We start from the raw sequence: 17,709 nt of genomic DNA, 5'->3' as shown, positions 1-17,709 counted from the left end.
ATCCCCGTGGATGCGCTCGGTTCTTCACCGTTCCCGCGAGAATTCCCGAATCTCCCGCAAAGCCGTCCGGAATTCATGGAACCCGGTCCGAATTCGAGGGGCCGACCACAGCCCGGCCATTGGCTCAGGCGGTCGGCCGCCCCATCGCCCGGTACGTCCACCCGGCCTTGCGCCAGCGCTCCGGGTCGAGGGCGTTGCGGCCGTCGAGGATGACCCGGGCCGCGGCGACCTCGCCGAGCGCCTCCTCGTCCAGCTCGCGGAACTCCCGCCACTCCGTCAGGTGCAGCACGATGTCGGCGCCGCGTACGGCGTCCAGCGCCGAGTCGGCGTAGCCGAGCGTCGGGAAGACGCGTCGGGCGTTGTCCATGCCCTTGGGGTCGTAGACCGTGACCTGGCCGCCCTGGAGGTGGATCTGCCCGGCGACGTTCAGCGCGGGGGAGTCCCGGACGTCGTCCGAGTCGGGCTTGAAGGTCGCGCCCAGCACCGCGACGCGCTTGCCGAGGAACGGCCCGCCGCCCAGCGCCTGCCGGGTCAGCTCGACCATCTGCCCGCGCTGGCGCATGTTGATGGAGTCGATCTCCCGCAGGAAGGTCAGCGCCTGGTCCGCGCCCAGTTCGCCGGCGCGCGCCATGAAGGCCCGGATGTCCTTCGGCAGACAGCCGCCGCCGAAGCCGATCCCGGCCCGCAGGAACTTCTTGCCGATCCGGTCGTCGTAGCCGATGGCCTCCGCCAGCTTGGCCACGTCACCGCCCGCGGCCTCGCACACCTCCGCCATGGCGTTGATGAACGAGATCTTCGTGGCGAGGAAGGAGTTCGCGGAGGTCTTCACCAGCTCGGCGGTCGGGAAGTCGGTCACCACGAACGGCGAGCCCTCCGCGACCGGCGTGGCGTACACCTCGCGCAGCAGCTTCTCGGCGCGCTCGCTGCGCACGCCGACCACGATGCGGTCGGGGTGCAGCGTGTCCTTGACGGCGAAGCCCTCGCGCAGGAACTCCGGGTTCCACGCCAGCTCGGCGCCCTCACCGGCCGGCGCGTGCGCGGACAGGTAGGCCGCCAGCCGGTCGGCGGTGCCCACGGGCACGGTCGACTTGCCGACGACGAGGGCGGGACCGTGCAGATGCGGCGCGAGCGAGGCGAACGCGGAGTCGACGTAACTCATGTCGGAGGCGTACTCGCCGTGCCGCTGCGGGGTGTTCACACAGACGAAGTGCACATCGCCGAACGCGCCGATCTCGGCCCAGTCCTGGGTGAAGCGCAGCCGGCCGCTGGCGCCCTCGATCCCCGCGACGTGCCGCCGCAGCAGCTCGTCGAGCCCCGGCTCGTACATCGGGGCCTCGCCGCGTTCCAGCTTCTCGATCTTCTCGGGCACGACGTCGAGGGCGAGCACCTCGAAGCCGAGCTCGGCCATGGCCGCCGCGTGTGTCGCGCCGAGATAACCGGTGCCGATCACGGTGATCTTCAGGGCCATGGGTGCTCCAGGGGTCTACGGCAGGTGCGCGCCCGAGCATATCCGGGGCATGGGAGGGCGCTTCACGGGGCAACTTTCCCGCTGTCGTCTAGGTCACGTATCCCTCCGGTGGGCGACACCATAAACTTTTGATTACTTAACGGTAGTTAGCGCCACCATCGCAGCGTTTTGGAGCGTGAGAGACCTTGGCCGGATCGGCTGACTTCGACCTGTACCGCCCGTCCGAGGAGCACGACATGCTCCGCGACGCCGTCCGCTCACTGGCCGAGGCGAAGATCGCGCCGTACGCCGCCGCGGTGGACGAGGAGGCCCGCTTCCCGCGCGAGGCGCTCGAGGCACTGGTCGCGAACGACCTGCACGCCGTGCACGTACCCGAGGAGTACGGCGGCTCGGGCGCCGACGCGCTCGCCACCGTCATAGTGATCGAGGAAGTCGCACGCGTCTGCGCCTCCTCCTCCCTCATCCCCGCGGTGAACAAGCTCGGCTCGCTCCCGGTGATCCTCTCCGGCTCCGAGGAGCTGAAGAAGAAGTACATGGCCCCGCTCGCCAAGGGCGAGGGCATGTTCTCGTACTGCCTGTCCGAGCCGGACGCCGGCTCCGACGCCGCCGGCATGAAGACGAAGGCCGTCCGCGACGGCGACCACTGGATCCTCAACGGCGTGAAGCGCTGGATCACCAACGCGGGCGAGTCCGAGTTCTACACGGTGATGGCGGTCACGGACCCCACCAAGCGCTCCAAGGGCATCTCGGCCTTCGTCGTCGAGAAGTCGGACGAGGGCGTCTCCTTCGGCGCCCCGGAGAAGAAGCTCGGCATCAAGGGCTCCCCGACCCGCGAGGTCTACCTCGACAACGTCCGCATTCCCGCCGACCGCATGATCGGCGAGGAGGGCACCGGCTTCGCCACGGCGATGAAGACCCTCGACCACACCCGCATCACCATCGCCGCCCAGGCCCTCGGCATCGCCCAGGGCGCCCTCGACTACGCCAAGGGCTACGTCAAGGAGCGCAAGCAGTTCGGCAAGCCGATCGCCGACTTCCAGGGCATCCAGTTCATGCTCGCCGACATGGCCATGAAGATCTCGGCCGCCCGCGCCCTGACCTACCAGGCCGCCGCCGCCTCCGAGCGCGGCGACGCCGACCTCACCTACCTGGGCGCCGCCGCCAAGTGCTTCGCCTCGGACGTGGCGATGGAGGCCACCACGGACGCCGTCCAGCTCCTCGGCGGGTACGGCTACACCCGCGACTACCCGGTGGAGCGCATGATGCGCGACGCCAAGATCACCCAGATCTACGAGGGCACGAACCAGGTCCAGCGCATCGTGATGGCGCGCAACCTGCCGTAACAGGCCCTGGGTCAGCGAGTGAGCCTCCCGTCCCGCGGGAGGCTCACTCAGTCCTCGAACCCCTCCGCCGCCCGCTTCTCCCGCAGCTCCATGATCGCCCGGCGGCGGGCCAGGCGGTGGGTGCGGCGGATCTGGGCCTCCTGGTAGCGGCGCTTGTCGCGTTCGGTCTCCGGGAGGACCGGCGGGACCCGGCGGGGCTTGCCGTCGGCGTCGACGGCCGCGAAGACGAGGTAGGCCGAGCCGACCTGCGTGGGCGGGGCGGACTCGTTCCAGCGCTCGGCCAGGACCCGGACGCCGACCTCCATGGAGGTGCGGCCGGTCCAGTTGACCTGCGCCTTGACGTGGACCAGGTCGCCGACGCGGACCGGCTCCAGGAACGCCATCTCGTCCATGGACGCCGTTACCGCCGGCCCGCCGGAGTGCCGCCCGGCCACGGCACCCGCCGCGTCGTCCACCAGCTTCATGATCACGCCACCGTGCACCGTCCCCAGAAGGTTGGTGTCGTTGTGGGTCATGATGTGGCTGAGGGTGGTGCGGGACGCCGAAGTCGGCTTGCCCGGGATATCCGCAGTGCCGGAATCCGCAGCTGAGGCCTGGTCTGTCATGGCCCCTACCTTATGCCGAGGCGGTATGAGGGGGTTTTGTGTCAGCTTCGCCACAGCCGTGCTCTGATTTTCCGACGACTCTTGTATGGCGTACTACCGGGACCTGCACACTGGGGCGCATGAATGATTGGCCCGAGGGATTCTCCGGTGACAACCGCGGCAACCGCTACGGACGCGGCAGCTCGAGCGCACAGCCCGAGAGCGCCCGTGTCATGCGGCAGGTCCGCCGCGGTCCGGCGGCATCGCCCGGGCAGGCCGGCTACGGCGGCGCCCCGCCGTACCAGGGCGGCGTGCCGCAGCAGCCGTCGTACGTCGACGGCGGCGGCTACGGCCCCGGCGACGGCTACGACAGCGGCTACAACACCGGCCAGGTCTACGGCTCACCCGGCGGCAGAGGACCTGGCGGTCCGGGCGACGGAATGTACGAGCCGCGCCCCGCGCCGAACTGGCGCCGCCGCATCAAGGTGACGGCCATCACGCTCGTGACGTTGCTGGTCGTGACGAGCGTCGGCACCTACTTCTGGGCCGACTCCAAGCTCAACCGAGACGTCGACCTGTCGAAGGTCATCGACCGGCCGGAGGCGGGCGAGGGCACGAACTACCTGATCGTCGGCTCCGACAGCCGCGCGGGCATGTCGGCCGAGGAGAAGAAGAAGCTGCACACCGGGTCCGCCGAGGGCAAGCGCACGGACTCGATGATGATCCTGCACACCGGCGGCAACGGCCCGACGCTGATCTCGCTGCCGCGTGACTCGAACGTCACGATCCCGTCGTACAAGGGCTCCGACTCCGGCAAGCTCTACCCGGCCACCGGACGGCAGACGAAGCTGAACGCGGCGTACGCGGAGGACGGCCCCGAACTGCTGGTCCGTACCGTCGAGGCCAACACGGGCCTGCACATCGACCACTACGTGGAGATCGGCTTCGGCGGCTTCGCGAACATCGTGGACGCGGTCGGCGGTGTCGAGATGGACATCCCGCAGGACATCAAGGACACCAAGTCGGGCGCGGACCTGAAGAAGGGCAAGCAGACCCTCAACGGCGAGCAGGCCCTCGCCTTCGTCCGTACCCGCTACGCGCTCGCCGGCTCCGACCTGGACCGCACGAAGAACCAGCAGAAGTTCCTCTCCGCGCTGGCCAACCAGGTCGCCACCCCGAGCACGATCCTCAACCCGTTCAAGCTGTACCCCACCATGGGCGCGGGCCTCGACTCGCTCGTGGTCGACAAGGACATGGGCCTGTTCGACCTGGCGTCGATGTTCTGGGCGATGAAGGGCGTCAGCGGCGGCGAGGGCAAGTCGATGAACATGCCGATCGCGGGCAACTCGGCGAACGGCAACCTCCAGTGGGACACCGCGAAGGTGAAGACGCTGGTCAACCAGCTGAAGAACGACGAGACGGTCACCGTCTCGGGCAACTGAGCACCGGCACGCGTCGGGGGCACCCACGGGGGTGCCCCCGACTGCTGTGAGGCGGTCCTCACATCGTGGCGGCCGACATCGACCGGCACGTCTCGGCACAACGGCGACACGCCTCGGCGCAGCGCATCATCTGGGCGTCGTCCGGCATGGACATACACGCCTCGGCGCACATGTCACAGGCCCGGGCGCACATCGCGCACATCTCGGCCGACAGCGGCGAGCGGCGCATCATCATGTCGGCGCACATGCGCGTCATCTCGGCGCAGTCCATGACCGCGCGCATGATCTGCATCTGGGCCTGGCCGCCCATCTGCAGGCAGGAGCTCATGGTCTCCTCGCACACGCTGTGGCAGGTCATGCACGCCTGGACGCAGTCCTGCATCTCCTTGCTCAGCGGGGTCATGGTGGCGGGCTGCTGGGTCATGATTCCTCCCGGGGGGAACGGCGAGAGCCGGGGCCCGGCCCTCGTGCCTTCCGTCCTACGCCTGCCGGGGCCCGACCGCCACGGGGCGGAAGGAAGTAATCCGCCATGCGTGCGGCCCGGCCCCTACGAGCAGGCCACCTCATCCCCGCGGACCACCCCGGACTCGCCCTGACCCGGGCCGTCGGCCCGTACCTTGCGTACGCGTTCGAAGTCCGTGCCCGCGATGACCTTCAGGGTCGCGCCCAGGCCCTGGACCGGGCGGAGTTCGCTGCCCGGCAGGGCCGCGGCGAGGGATCTGGCCGAGCGGTCCCAGCGGGGGTCGTAGGCGACGATCGTGCGCTTCACGTCACGGGTGGCGGCGTTCACCGGGGCCCGGGTCGTGCGGAAGCCCGTCGACGCCAGGGCCGCGTCCACGCGGCGGCCGAGGCCGGGCGTGCCCGTGCCGTTCTCCACCTGGACGCGGATCTGCTGCGGGGCGACCGGGACGATCCGCGCCTCGCTGTGGGGCCGGCGCACGGACAGCGGCCGGTCCTCGCGCAGGGCGTGGAAGAGCCGCTCCGCCTTCACGGGGTCCCACTTCAGCGTCGAGCCGACGCCCTGCACGGCGAATTCCATCCGCCCGATCGGGACGGTCGTGAACTCGGAGGAGGACGGGGAGAAGTTCCGCATGGCCCGGCCCAGGTCCAGCATCTCGTCCGTGCCGAAGCCCTTGTCCGCCCGCACCGAGCCGAGCACCGCCCGCGTCACGTCCCGGAACTTCATCGGGTTGAGGAGGATCCCCGAGGAGGTGATCCGGTCCACGAGCGCCGCCATGAAGCGCTGCTGGCGTTTCATCCGGCCCAGGTCCGAGGCCCCGTCGAGGTGGCGGGCGCGTACGTACTGGAGCGCCTGCCCGCCCGCCAGCGTGTGCCGCCCGGCCGGCAGGTTCAGGCCGGTGTAGCCGTCCCTGAGCGGGGCGGCGGTGCAGATCTGCACGCCGCCGACCACGTCCACCGTCCTCATGAAGCTGGTGAAGTCGACCTCCAGATAGTGGTCGATCTTCACCTTCGTCATGCTCTCGACCGTCCGCACGGTCAGCTGCGGCCCGCCCTCGGCGTACGCCGCGTTCAGCTTGATCGGGTGCGAGCCGTGCCGCCTGCCCGTCGTACGGTCGACGTGCGCGGGCGTCATGGCGTACGAGTCGCGCGGCAGGCTCACCACACTCGCCCGTTCCCGGTCCTCCGAGACGTGCACGATCATGATCGTGTCGGTGCAGTGGCAGGGCTCCCCGCCCAGCCGGTACTTCCGCCGCTGCTCCTTGCTGATCTCCTCGCGGCCGTCGGTGCCGACCAGCAGCACATTCATGCCGTGGCCCGCCTGCGGCCGGTTCTTCATGTCCTTGAAGGGGTCGACCCGGGCGATGTCCGCGTCCAGGCTGGTCATCACCGCGTGCCCGATGCCCGCGGACGCGAGGACCACCACGGACAGGGTGGTGACCACCCGCACGCCCCAGCGCGGCTTCCGGGGCCGTGCGGGCGGCGCGGGCCTGCGCGGGCCGCGCCCGGGCGAGGGCTGCGGGCGGCGCTGCGGGGCGGTGGACCGAGGGGACCGCGGCGGCGTGGGCAAGGGGACACCTCCGGACGACGGCCGTACGTGGGATCCGTGAAACCGTAGGCCGATACGATCTGCGGCCCGCGGTACCGCCCCTGCGGCGCGCACTGGTGTCCCCCGTTCGCGGTAACGTGAGGCCCCTATGAACGCCAATCCCGACGTGCGGCTCCCCGCCGTTTCCGTGATCATGCCCGTCCTCGACGAGGAACGGCATCTGCGGGGAGCAGTCCAAGCGATCCTCGCGCAGGAGTACGCCGGCGAGATGGAGGTCGTGATCGCCCTCGGTCCGTCCACGGACCGTACGGACGAGATCGCCGCCGAGCTCGTGGCCGAAACTGCGTCTCTCAAAAGCAAGCGCGTGCATACCGTCCCGAACCCGACCGGCCGTACGCCCGCGGCGCTGAACGCGGCGATCAACGCCTCCCGCCACCCGATCGTCGTCCGCGTCGACGGGCACGGCATGCTCTCGCCCGACTACATCGCCACCGCCGTACGGCTCCTGGAGGAGACCGGCGCGCAGAACGTCGGCGGCATCATGCACGCCGAGGGCGAGAACGACTGGGAGCGCGCCGTCGCCGCCGCGATGACCTCGAAGATAGGTGTGGGCAACGCCTCCTTCCACACGGGCGGTCAGGCGGGCCCGGCCGAGACCGTCTACCTGGGGGTCTTCCGGCGCGAGGCGCTGGAGCAGCAGGGCGGCTACAACGTGGAGTTCATCCGCGCCCAGGACTGGGAGCTGAACTTCCGGATCAGGGAGGCCGGGGGCCTCATCTGGTTCTCGCCCGAGCTGAAGGTGTCGTACCGGCCGCGGCCGAGCGTGAAGGCACTCGCCAAGCAGTACAAGGACTACGGGCGCTGGCGGCATGTCGTCGCCCGCTTCCACGAGGGCTCGATCAACCTGCGCTACCTCGCCCCGCCGACCGCCGTGTGCGCGATCGCGGCCGGGACCCTGGTGGGCGCGCTGCTGACGCCGTGGGGTTTCGTGGTGCCCGGCGGCTATCTCGCGGCGATCCTGCTCGGCTCGGTCCCGGCGGGCAGGGGGCTGCCGCTGAAGGCGCGGCTCCAGATCCCCGTGGCGCTGGCCACCATGCACATGTCGTGGGGCTGGGGCTTCCTGACCAGCCCCCGGTCGCTGGCGAAGAAGGTCATCGCGTCCCGGCGTCCGGCGGTCCGGGCGGACGCGACCACCGGCTGACACACCCCGCACGCGTTCGGGCCCCTCCCCGCCGGGAGGGGCCCGTCCGCGTCACCAGGTGAAGTCCGGGTCCACGTGCATGCAGGCCTTGTCGTCCGCGCCGTTGAGCGCGTCGGCCGACTTCGGGGTCCTGTCGTCCCGCTTCGGCGCCTTGTAGTCCGAGCCCTCCCGCCAGTCGGCGCCCACGACGAGCGTGACGCCGGAGACGCCGGTCGACCGCTTCACCGAGCTCAGTGGAATCCCCAGGGCTTTGGCGACCCGCTGGGCGTCGCCCTCCAGGTCGGCGCTCGGGTAGCGGACGACGGTCCGCTCCTCGCGCCACGAGCCGGTGGTGTCGGCGACGGCCTGGGCGAACCCCTGCTCGGTCAGCAGCCCGGCCACCGTGCTCGCGCGCCCGCGTGCCGCGGCCAGGGTGTCGGTGCGGGTGCCGTTGCGGACCTGGACGGCGATCTCGTCGTCGGCCGCGGCCGGGTCGGCGGAGTCCTTCTCCGCGGCCTTCTTCCCGTCCTTGTCCTTGCCGTCCAGCGCGATGTCCTCCCGCACCAGGCGGAACAGCTGCTCGGCGTCCTCGGTGGGCTCCACGCGGGCGCCGACGTACCGGTTGGGCATCGTGGTCATGGTGATGCGCGCCGGCTCGACCTTGCGCAGCTCGTCGCTGAGGTCGTAGAGCTTCTTGACGGTGTCGAGACCGGGGTCGACCGTCAGGGCCCGGGTGGCCTCCTCGGCCAGTCGGCGCAGCTTGTTGGGGCTGCTGAGGGTGGCGTTCTCGCGCAGCTGGCGGACCATCGCGTTCATGTACATGTGCTGGGCCTTGGCGCGGGCGAGGTCGCTGCCGTCCTCGAAGCCGTAGCGGGTGCGCAGCCACTGCAGGGCCTGCTCGCCCTGGATGTACGAGGTGCCCTTTTCCAGCTTCAGGCCCGAGCCCTTGCCGTCGGAGGTGCGGGAGTGGATGTTGGCGTCGACGCACACGGGGACGCCGCCGACGGCGTCGGCCATCGACACCACACCGGCGAAGTCGACCATGATGAAGTGGTCGATGTGGATGCCGGTGAGCTCCTGCCAGGTGGCCACCGTGCAGCCCGGACCGCCGTGCCCGAGGCTCTGGTTGGTCATCCTGCGCCCCTGGGTCTCCGGGTACACCTTCCCGTCGTCCGGGTCGGTGCACTTCGGGATCTTCACGAGCGTGTCCCGGGGCATGCTGACGACCGACATGTTGGTGCGGTCGGCGGACAGGTGCAGCAGCATCTGCACGTCCGCCAGGGGCGCGGCGCCGAACGTCTCACGGGCGCCGCCGAGTTTCTGGTTCTCCTTGCTGTCCCGCGCGTCCGAGCCGATCAGCAGGATGTTCAGCGGGGTCTGCCCCGCGGCGTTCGGCGTCGGGGCGGCGACCTTGTGGTCGCCGAGGTTCAGCGCGTCCTTCTTGATGTTGCCGTTGAGGTGCCGGTAGTAGAGGTATCCGGCCCCGGCCGTCCCGAGTATGAGCAGGGCGAGCACGGCCGCGGACCACTTCAGCAGCCGCCGCGGACGCCGGGGCGGCTCCTGGCCGCCCGGTGCCGACTTGGTCTCACCCGGGCCCGGTTCCCGGCGGACGCCCTGCCGCGATTCGTTCTCCCGCACACCGCTCTGCGTCACTTCCCGGTCCTTCCCGCCCCCCGCGCACGCGACAGGCCCGCCCTGCCTCCTGTTAGACGCTTGACGGGCCTGTCAGTTGCCCTCAGCGGGTCAACTCGCGCACTTCACCTTGTCGGCGGTGGACTTCTCCACATCCGCCGCCTCGACCGGGGCGTCGAGCTTCACGCCGGCGCCCTTGAAGTCCTTGCCGAGGGTCAGGGTCATGGCGGGCACGCCCTGGGAGTTGGTCACGCTCTCGCCGGGCTTCAGCGCCGACCCGGACAGGCCCATGATGTCGGCGAGGCGGCGGGCCTGGTCGGCCTGGTCGGGGGCGTACTCGAGCGTGGTCCTCGCCAGCTCGGCGGGCGCGTTCCCGCCGTTCTCGGACTTGGTCACGCCCTCCTCGACCTGGAGGTACTGGAGGGTCTTCTGCGCACTGCCGGCGACGGCACCGCCGTTGAGGATCCGCACCCGGACCTCGGAGGCCGGGGCCTTGGTGCCCTTCAGCCGCGCGGCCTCGGCGTCCTTCTCCTTCTTCTTCTGCTGCTTGACCTCGGTGAACGAGACGTCGTTCTTGATCATGTCGAACACCTGCGGGGCCTTCGACTCGTCGAGGACGACTGTCGCCTTCACCTTCTCCGCCGGGTTGTCCACCACCGGCACCGTCGCGAAGCTGATGTTCTTCGTCGGCACCTTCTTCAGCTCCAGGGCGACGTCCTTGAGCGTGCCGACACTGCCGATGGCCTGGTCGACGGTCAGCGCCTTGGTGGCGGCCTCGGCCAGCTTCAGCAGCTTCGAGGGGCTGGTGAGGGTGTCACCGGAGGACATCTTGCGCATGAGCGAGCCCAGGAACTGCTGCTGCACCTTGATGCGGTCGAGGTCGCCGCTGTTGCCGAAGCTCTTGCGGGTCCGGACGAACGCGAGGGCCTGCTCGCCCTCGACCTTCGACGGGCCCGCGGGCAGGACGAGTTTGGACTCCTTGTCGTTGACCGGCTTCTCCACGCAGACGTCGACCCCGTCCACCGCCGTCGTCAGCGTCTTCACCGCGTTGAAGTCGGCCATCATGAAGTGGTCGACCTGGATGCCGGTGTTCTCCTTCACCGTGCGCATCGTGCAGCCCGGGTCCCGGCCGCCCTCCCCGAGGCTGCGGTTGAAGCGGACGCCCTGCAGGCCCGGGACGACCTTCTCCGAGCCGTCCTCCAGCTTCGTCGGGCAGTCGGGGATGTTCACGATCAGGTCCCGGGGGATGCTGAGCGCGGTCGCGTTGGAGCGGTCCTTGGCGACGTGCAGCAGGATCGTCGTGTCGGCGTGCCCGCTGCTGCCCTTGTCGCCGTAGCCCTCGTTGCCCTCACCGGTGCGTTTGTCCGTGCCGATGATGAGGATGCTGAACGCCTCGTCCTTGCTGAAGTTGCTGGCGCCCGCGCTGCCGACGTCGGTGGTTGTGACGTTGCCCTCCAGGTGCCGGAGGTAGAAGTAGCCGGCCGCGCCGACCCCGACCAGCACGAACGCCATGGTGCCGCCGGTCCACACCAGCACCTTCTTCGCCTTCTTCGGCTTCCGCTGCACCGGCCGGCGGCCACCGCGCCGCCCGGGCGGCGGCTCCTCGGGCGCACCGCGCCGCCGGCGCTGGGGCGGAACGTCCGTGCGGGCGCCGCCCGCCCGCGTCGGGGGAGTGGATCCACGTGTCCCGGACACCGGCGACTGCGCACCGGATGGAGTCAGTCGCAGTTCGTATTCGCCGGTGTTCGGATTGAGTACCCACTGGTCTGCGGGGTCGATCTGGTCCCCCCGCCCACGGCGTTGCGCGTCCACGGTTGTCTGTTTCCTCCGTCGGGGCACGCGGCGCCTTCTCCCCCCGGAAGGCGCACGGGTACTGGTCATCACAGAAGCACTGGATCGCTCACACTATCCGCCCAGTTGAACGTCGATGGGCACTGAATGACAAATTCAAGGTCCATGCATGTGGGCAATTCCGCCCAATTCCATGTGAGGGAGCGGAAGGAAGTCGTCGACCGGTGTGCGAGTTGCTTCTGCGGTCGCTACCAGCGGTAGGGCGCGTACACGTCCATGCACTTGCCGGTGTCCGAGCCGTTGAGGGCGTCCGCGTCGCCGGGCAGGTCCCCTGCCTTCGGAGCCGGCTGCTTCGGATAGGCCGTCCCCGTACGCCAGTCGGCGCCCACGACGACCGTGACGCCGGAGACGTCGGTGGAACGCCGCACCGAACTCGTCGGAATCCCCAGTGACTTGGCTACCCGCTGCGCGTCGCCCGCCAGTTCGGCGCTCGGATAGCGCACCACGGTCCGCTCCTCGGACAATGCGCCCGAGGTGTCCGCGGCGGCTTTCGTGAAGCCCTTCTCCACGAGCGCCCGCGTGACGGCGCCCGCGCGGCCGGTCACCGGGCCGAGGGTGGTCGAGCGCGTGGCGTTCTGCACCAGGACACCGATCGCGTCGTCCGCGGCGGCGGGGTCCTTGGACGTCTCGGGCGCCTTGGAGGTCCTGGACGCCTCGGAGGTCTTCTTCGCGCCTTTGCCGTCGAAGGGCACGTCGTCGCGGATCATGTCCCACACCCGGTCGGCGTCGGCGCCGGCCGGGACCAGGTGGTTGCGGTCCTGCGGGTCCTCGGCCGTGGGCAGCGTCGTCATGGTGATCCGGTCCGTCGGGACCGTCTTCAGCTGCATCCCCAGGTCGTACAGCTTCTTCACCGTGCCGAGCTCCTCGGACACGTGCAGCGACTTGGTGGCCGCCTCGGCCAGGTCCGTCAGCCGGCCGGTGTCGGTGAAGACGTTCTGCGCCTTGAGCGTGCGGATCATCGAGTTCATGTACATGTGCTGCGCCCTGGCCCGCAGCGGGTCGCTGCCCCAGGCGTGTCGGGTGCGCAGCCACTGGAGGGCCTGCTCGCCCTGGACCTTCTTCCGGCCGGCCGTCAGCTTCAGACCCGAGCCGCCTGGCACGCCGGGCAACGGCCGGTCCCACACGTTCTGCCGCACGCACACCTCGACCCCGCCGATGGCGTCGGCCATCTTCACCACGCCCGCGAAGTCGATCGTCATCCAGTGGTCGACGTAGACCCCGGTGAGGTTCTCCCAGGTCGCCAGCGTGCAGCCCGCTCCGCCCCGGGCCAGCGAGGTGTTGATGATCGTGTTGACCGGCGGGTACGTCCGCCCGGTCTTCGGGTCGGTGCACTTGGGTATGTCGACCCGGGTGTCGCGCGGAATGCTCACCACGGCCGCGCTCTTGCGGTCCGCGGCCAGGTGGATGAGCATCTGCACGTCGCCCAGCGGCGGATTGCCGCGGTCCTTCCGCGCGCCGCCCAGCTTCACGTTCTCGTCGGAGGCACGGCTGTCGGAGCCGATCAGCAGGATGTTCAGGGGTGTCTGCCCGGCCGCGTTCGGAGCGGCCTTCCTCGCCTTGGAGTCGCCGCTGCTGCGCCGGCCCTTCTCGATGTTGCCGTTGAGGTGCTCGTAGTAGAGGTAGCCGGCACCGGCGGTCGCGAGGATCAGCACGGAGAGGGACGCCGCCGACCAGCGCAGGACGCGGCGACCGCGACCGGGGCCGGGACCACGGCCGGGCCGACGGCCGCCCCGGCGGTGCCCGTCGCCCGGCCCGGCCGGGCTGCCCGGAGTGCCGGGGCCGCCCGGGACCGGATCGCCCGGGACGGCCCCCGGCTTCGTCCCCTCCCCGTACACACTGCTGCTCTGTGCCATCTGCTCTTCCCCACCCCCGTGTCACCGGACAAGGCCTGCGGTACGCCCTGTGAGACGTACGCCAGGCCCGTCAGGTCACTCGGCGCACTCGACCTTGTCCGCCGTGGACTTCTGCACACCCTCCGGCGCCTTCGACGGAGCGGTGAGGGAAGCGCCCGCACCCTTGAAGTCCTTGCCCAGGGTCAGCGTCATCGTCGGCAGCCCCTGGGCGTTCTGCACGCTCTCGCCCGGCTTCATCGCCGACCCGGACAGCCCCATGATGTCGGCGAGGCGGCGGGCCTGATCTGCCTGGTCGGGGGCGTACTCGAGCGTGGTCTTCGCCAGTTCGGCCGGCGCGTTGCCGGCGTTCTCCGACTTGGTCACGCCCTCCTCGACCTGGAGCCAGCTGAGCGTCTCCTGGGCGCTGCCGGGGTCGGCACCGCCGTTGAGGATCCGCACCCGGACATCGGAGGCCGGGGCCTTGGTGCCCTTCAGCCGGGCGGCCACCGCGGCCGCCTCCTGCTTCTTCTTTTCCTTGACCGCGGTGAAGGAGACGTCGTTCTTGATCATGTCGAAGACCTGCGGGGCCGTCGACTCGTTCAGCACGACCGTGCTCTTGACCTTCTCCGTCGGGTTGTCGATCACCGGGGTCGTGGTGAACGTCAGGTTCTTGGTGTTGAGCTTGCCCAGCTCCAGGCCGAGGTCCTTCAGCTTGCCGATGCTGTCCAGCTGCGAGTCGACGGTCAGGGCCTTGGTGCCCGCCTCGGCCAGGTCGAGCATCTTGGAGGGGCTGGTGAGCGTGTCGTTGGACTTCAGCTTGCGCATCAGCGCGCTCAGGAACTGCTGCTGGAGCCCGATCCGGCTCAGGTCGCCGCCGAAGCCGACGGCGTGCCGGGTCCGCACGAACGCCAGCGCCTGCTCGCCCTCGATGGTGTGGGTGCCCTTCGACAGCTTCAGGTGCGAGTCCGGGTCGTCGATGTCCTTGCCCAGACAGACCTCGACCCCGCCGACCGCGCTGGTCAGCGTCTTGACGGCGTTGAAGTCGGCCACCATGAAATTGTCCGGCTTGACCCCGGTCAGCTCGGTCACGGTCCGCATGGTGCAGCTGGGGGTGCGGCCGTCCTGGCCGAGGCTGGTGTTGAAGCGGACCTTCTGCGTGCCCGGGATGACCTTCTGCGTCCCGTCCTCCTGCGTGGTCGGGCAGTCCGGCACGTCGACGATCAGGTCACGCGGGATGCTGAGCGCGGTCGCGTTCGAACGGTCCTTGGAGACGTGCAGCAGGATGGTGGTGTCGGCGTGCCCGACACTGCCCGCGTCGCCGTAGTCCTCGTTGCCCTTGCCGGTGCGCTTGTCGGTGCCGATCAGCAGGATGTTGATGGCCTTGTCCTTCTGGAAGCCACCGGTGCTCGCGCCGTCGTCGGAGACCGACGCGATGTTGTCGTTCAGGTGCTCGATGTAGAAGTACGCGCCGCCCGCCCCGGCGACCAGCACGAACGCCATCGCGCCGCCGGTCCACAGCAGGACCTTCTTCCCCTTCGCGGCCTTCTTGGCCGGCCGCCGTCCGCGCCGTCCCGGCAGCGGCTCCTCCGGCGCCCCGCGGCGCCTGCGCGGCGGGGCCGCACGGCCGGGCGTCTCGGGCCGCGCGCGGCTTGGCGCATCCGTGCGGCTGCCGGCATCCCTGCGGCCGCGCGCCGGCGGGACCCCGTCGGAGGCCGGTGGCCTGCGAGGGCTGGGGACGCCCGACTGCGGTGGGGAAGTGGGCAGTCGCAGTTCGTATTCACCGGTGTTCGGATTGAGCACCCACTGGTCTGCGGGATCGATATCGTCCGCCCGCCCACGGCCTTGCGCGTCCACGGTTGTCTGTTTCCTCCGTCGGGGCACGCGGCGCCTCCCCCTCCAAGGCACCCGGGTCTCGGTCACACAGTGCGCGACCTCAGGACCGTCCTCAGAGCCGGGCGCACCGGATCGCTCACACTAACCGCCCAGTTCAGTGCCGAACGACGACGGTGACAAATTCCACGTCCCTACACCTGGGCAATTCGCCCATTTCCCGGGTGAAGAGTTCATTGCCTTGGAGTGACCTTGGTGCCCGCTTTACTCACAGGTGTCCTCGGCGGCCGTGTTCCCCCGGAACGTCGGTGGAGGAGAAGCGGTGACGGCGGGCTCGGAAAACGACCCCGGATACGAATTCCCGTACGACCCGTCACGCGAATCGGTAGGCCTCAGCGGGGCGGAACCACGCGGAACGTCACCGGCCACCACCACGGGTGTGTCCGTACGCAGCCGCTCGAACAGTCTCTCCGCCTCGGGCTCCACGAGTTGGTCGCGATTGGCGTCGTACGCGTACGACTCCCGTGGAACGGTCAGGAATTGCACACGTTCCATGGGGATGTCGCGCAGCCCGCGCACAAGTTCGTACAGACCGCGAAGGCTGGCCAGATCCGGGTCGGTTGTGAGAGAGGACGTGGCGGCGTCCAGCACGGGATACAGCTTCGCCGGATTCAGCAGGACGTCGTTGCTGCGCACCTTGTTGACGAGTGCCCCGAGGAACCGTTGCTGCCGCTCCATCCGTTCGGTGTCACTGCCGTCACCGAGCGTCTTGCGGGCGCGGACGTAGCCGAGCGCCTGCTCGCCGTCGAGGGTGACGCGTCCGGCCGGCAGCCGCAGCTTGGCAGCCCGGTCGTCGATCGGCTCCCGCAGGCACACCTGAACGCCGTCGACCGCGTCGACCATCTTCTTGAAGCCGTGGAAGTCGACGACGACGTGGTTGTCGATGCGGATGTCGGTGAGCTTCTCGACGGTCCGGATGGTGCAGGCCGAACCGCCCACCTGGAAGGCCTGGTTGAACGCGGCGAACCGCGGCGCGCTGCGCGACCCGTCCGGACGCCGGCAGCCCGGCAGGTTCACCATCAGGTCCCGGGGCAGGGAGACGGCGGTGGCGCTGCCCCGGCCCGCGGACAGGTGCAGCAGGATCGTGGTGTCCGACCGCTCGGTCCCGGAGTCCCGCCCGTAGCGTGCGTTGTCGTCACCCTCGCGCGAGTCGGACCCGATCAGCAGGATGTTCCGCGCGTCCTTGACCAGCGAGGTGGGCCGCTCCTTCTCGTACCGCGCGAGCTCCGCGGCGGCGGCCTCGTCGGGCGTGATGTTCCCGCTGAGCTTGGCGTACACGGCCCATCCGGCCCCGGCGGCCGCGACGACGACACCGGCGACCCCGAACGCGCCGATCCGCACCCACCGCCGCCGACGCCGTCGCACCAGCCCAGGCCCACTGGCGGAGGCCCCCGCCCCCGTGCCCGGCCCAAGCCTCCCGGTGTCGCCCACGACAGAGACCACCCCTCACGTCGTACGAACGTAGCGCGCACTGCTCCTACGACTGTGGCGTGGATGGGGGGCGGGGGTGGGGTGGGGATGGGCTGAACGGGGGAGAGGCAGTCGGCTGACAGGCCCTACCGGGCGATAGCTGACAGGCCCTACCGGGCGATAGCTGACAGGCCCTACCGGGCAATAGCCGTGACCCGCTCACTCTCGACCCGCTTGTCCAGCACGCCCTCCCCGGCCCGCTCCAGATGCCGGCACAGCACCACAGAACCCCCCGTGGCCACCGGCCCGTACAACCCCGCGTTCAACCCCTCCCACGTGTCATACGGCAAGCCCGACAGGATCCGTGACCCCGGCCCGGTCAGCCCCAGCCCCGACGCCTCCGCCCGAGCCCGCTCGACGACCTCCGCCCCACTGAACTCCCGCCCCGCCACGATCAGCGCAGGCCCGTCCGGATCCACCGGCGCGTACGGCACGAACCGGTCCCCCTGCCCCGGCACCTCCACCGCGTAGTCGACAAACCCCTCGGGCGCCTGCGGAAACCGCCCCCCGAGCGGCCGCAGCGCCATCGCGATCCGGGCCCCGGAACACGCCCGCGCCGCCTCCAGCCCGTCCGGACCGCTCACCACGACATCGGCCGCCCGCGCGTCCCCCGACACGTCCGCGACGACTCCCACCGACGAACACGCCAGCAGCCACACCGCCGTCTGCCAGTGCGCGGGCAGCAACAGCGCCACCCGGTCCCCGGGCTCGACGGACAGCTCGTCCTGGAGGAGGTTGGCGGTCTTTGCCACCCAATTGGCGAAGGTGGCAACGGACAGTTCGACACGTTCGCCCGTGGCGTCGTCGTAGAAGGTCACCAGGGGGCGTCCCGGATCCGCGGCGAGCGCGGAATTCAGCAGGTCGGCAGGGGTGCGATCGGTGGCGTTCACCCGGGCAAGCGTACGCGGCACCCAAGCCGCCGCCCAACGGCCCGGCCACCGTCCCGGCGTGAATCCGCCACCGGTTCGGCCGAACCCCGACCGACGGCCCGTCAACTCCCAAATGGACA

The 17,709-nt window shown here is 70.1% G+C and carries 13 protein-coding genes; 3 read left to right on the top strand and 10 right to left on the bottom strand.

Annotated elements, in window-relative coordinates; translation table 11 throughout:
- Positions 1 to 124: 124 nt before the first annotated feature.
- Entirely contained in the window at positions 125 to 1,468 is a 1,344-nt protein-coding gene (locus ACH4G3_RS28985) for a UDP-glucose dehydrogenase family protein (protein ID WP_397627272.1), read from the bottom strand.
- Positions 1,469 to 1,653: 185 nt separating this feature from the next.
- Here ACH4G3_RS28985 and ACH4G3_RS28980 point away from each other — a divergent pair, with 185 nt between their 5' ends.
- Positions 1,654 to 2,811 (top strand): acyl-CoA dehydrogenase, encoded by a 1,158-nt coding sequence (locus ACH4G3_RS28980; RefSeq protein WP_397627271.1) that lies wholly within the window; start codon positions 1,654 to 1,656, stop codon positions 2,809 to 2,811.
- A gap of 47 nt (positions 2,812 to 2,858) precedes the next feature.
- Here ACH4G3_RS28980 and ACH4G3_RS28975 read toward each other — a convergent pair whose 3' ends face one another.
- Complete coding sequence (locus tag ACH4G3_RS28975; protein ID WP_356927609.1) at positions 2,859 to 3,416, bottom strand: acyl-CoA thioesterase; 558 nt, start codon at positions 3,414 to 3,416, stop codon at positions 2,859 to 2,861.
- Positions 3,417 to 3,535: 119 nt separating this feature from the next.
- Between ACH4G3_RS28975 and ACH4G3_RS28970 the strand changes: the two genes are divergently transcribed.
- On the top strand, positions 3,536 to 4,837 hold the full coding sequence (locus ACH4G3_RS28970) for an LCP family protein (RefSeq protein WP_082319969.1): 1,302 nt from the start codon (positions 3,536 to 3,538) through the stop codon (positions 4,835 to 4,837).
- Positions 4,838 to 4,895: 58 nt separating this feature from the next.
- On the opposite strand, the gene ACH4G3_RS28965 is transcribed toward ACH4G3_RS28970, so the two are convergent.
- Both ACH4G3_RS28965 and ACH4G3_RS28960 read right to left on the bottom strand, forming a co-directional pair.
- Complete coding sequence (locus tag ACH4G3_RS28965; protein WP_020274505.1) at positions 4,896 to 5,261, bottom strand: four-helix bundle copper-binding protein; 366 nt, start codon at positions 5,259 to 5,261, stop codon at positions 4,896 to 4,898.
- Positions 5,262 to 5,384: 123 nt separating this feature from the next.
- Positions 5,385 to 6,866 carry an LCP family protein gene (locus ACH4G3_RS28960; RefSeq protein WP_449657605.1) on the bottom strand — a complete coding sequence of 494 codons (1,482 nt, stop codon included), beginning with the start codon at positions 6,864 to 6,866 and terminating at the stop codon, positions 5,385 to 5,387.
- 127 nt (positions 6,867 to 6,993) lie between these two features.
- Between ACH4G3_RS28960 and ACH4G3_RS28950 the strand changes: the two genes are divergently transcribed.
- Complete coding sequence (locus ACH4G3_RS28950; RefSeq protein WP_397627270.1) at positions 6,994 to 8,046, top strand: glycosyltransferase family 2 protein; 1,053 nt, start codon at positions 6,994 to 6,996, stop codon at positions 8,044 to 8,046.
- Between the two features lie 51 nt (positions 8,047 to 8,097).
- On the opposite strand, the gene ACH4G3_RS28945 is transcribed toward ACH4G3_RS28950, so the two are convergent.
- From ACH4G3_RS28945 to ACH4G3_RS28920, 6 genes are all read right to left on the bottom strand, one after another.
- On the bottom strand, positions 8,098 to 9,678 hold the full coding sequence (locus ACH4G3_RS28945; protein WP_397627269.1) for an LCP family protein: 1,581 nt from the start codon (positions 9,676 to 9,678) through the stop codon (positions 8,098 to 8,100).
- Positions 9,679 to 9,768: 90 nt separating this feature from the next.
- A complete protein-coding gene (locus ACH4G3_RS28940) occupies positions 9,769 to 11,469 on the bottom strand; it encodes an LCP family protein (protein WP_397627268.1) in 1,701 nt (566 codons plus the stop codon).
- A 227-nt stretch (positions 11,470 to 11,696) separates the two neighbouring features.
- The gene (locus tag ACH4G3_RS28935; RefSeq protein WP_397627267.1) at positions 11,697 to 13,361 is read right to left on the bottom strand and encodes an LCP family protein; all 1,665 of its coding nucleotides are present in this window, start codon (positions 13,359 to 13,361) and stop codon (positions 11,697 to 11,699) included.
- A gap of 75 nt (positions 13,362 to 13,436) precedes the next feature.
- Positions 13,437 to 15,194 (bottom strand): LCP family protein, encoded by a 1,758-nt coding sequence (locus ACH4G3_RS28930; protein ID WP_397627266.1) that lies wholly within the window; start codon positions 15,192 to 15,194, stop codon positions 13,437 to 13,439.
- 240 nt (positions 15,195 to 15,434) lie between these two features.
- The gene (locus tag ACH4G3_RS28925) at positions 15,435 to 16,661 is read right to left on the bottom strand and encodes an LCP family protein (RefSeq protein WP_397627763.1); all 1,227 of its coding nucleotides are present in this window, start codon (positions 16,659 to 16,661) and stop codon (positions 15,435 to 15,437) included.
- A 173-nt stretch (positions 16,662 to 16,834) separates the two neighbouring features.
- Positions 16,835 to 17,590, bottom strand: a complete 756-nt coding sequence (locus tag ACH4G3_RS28920; RefSeq protein WP_397627265.1) for a TIGR03089 family protein — start codon at positions 17,588 to 17,590, stop codon at positions 16,835 to 16,837.
- Between the last annotated feature and the right edge of the window lie 119 nt (positions 17,591 to 17,709).

It is taken from the genome of Streptomyces afghaniensis, assembly GCF_044327915.1.
In the GTDB taxonomy this organism is placed as follows: domain Bacteria; phylum Actinomycetota; class Actinomycetes; order Streptomycetales; family Streptomycetaceae; genus Streptomyces; species Streptomyces afghaniensis.
The sequence above is the reverse complement of the archived record's forward strand: the minus strand, read 5'-3'. Positions and strand labels throughout refer to the sequence as shown.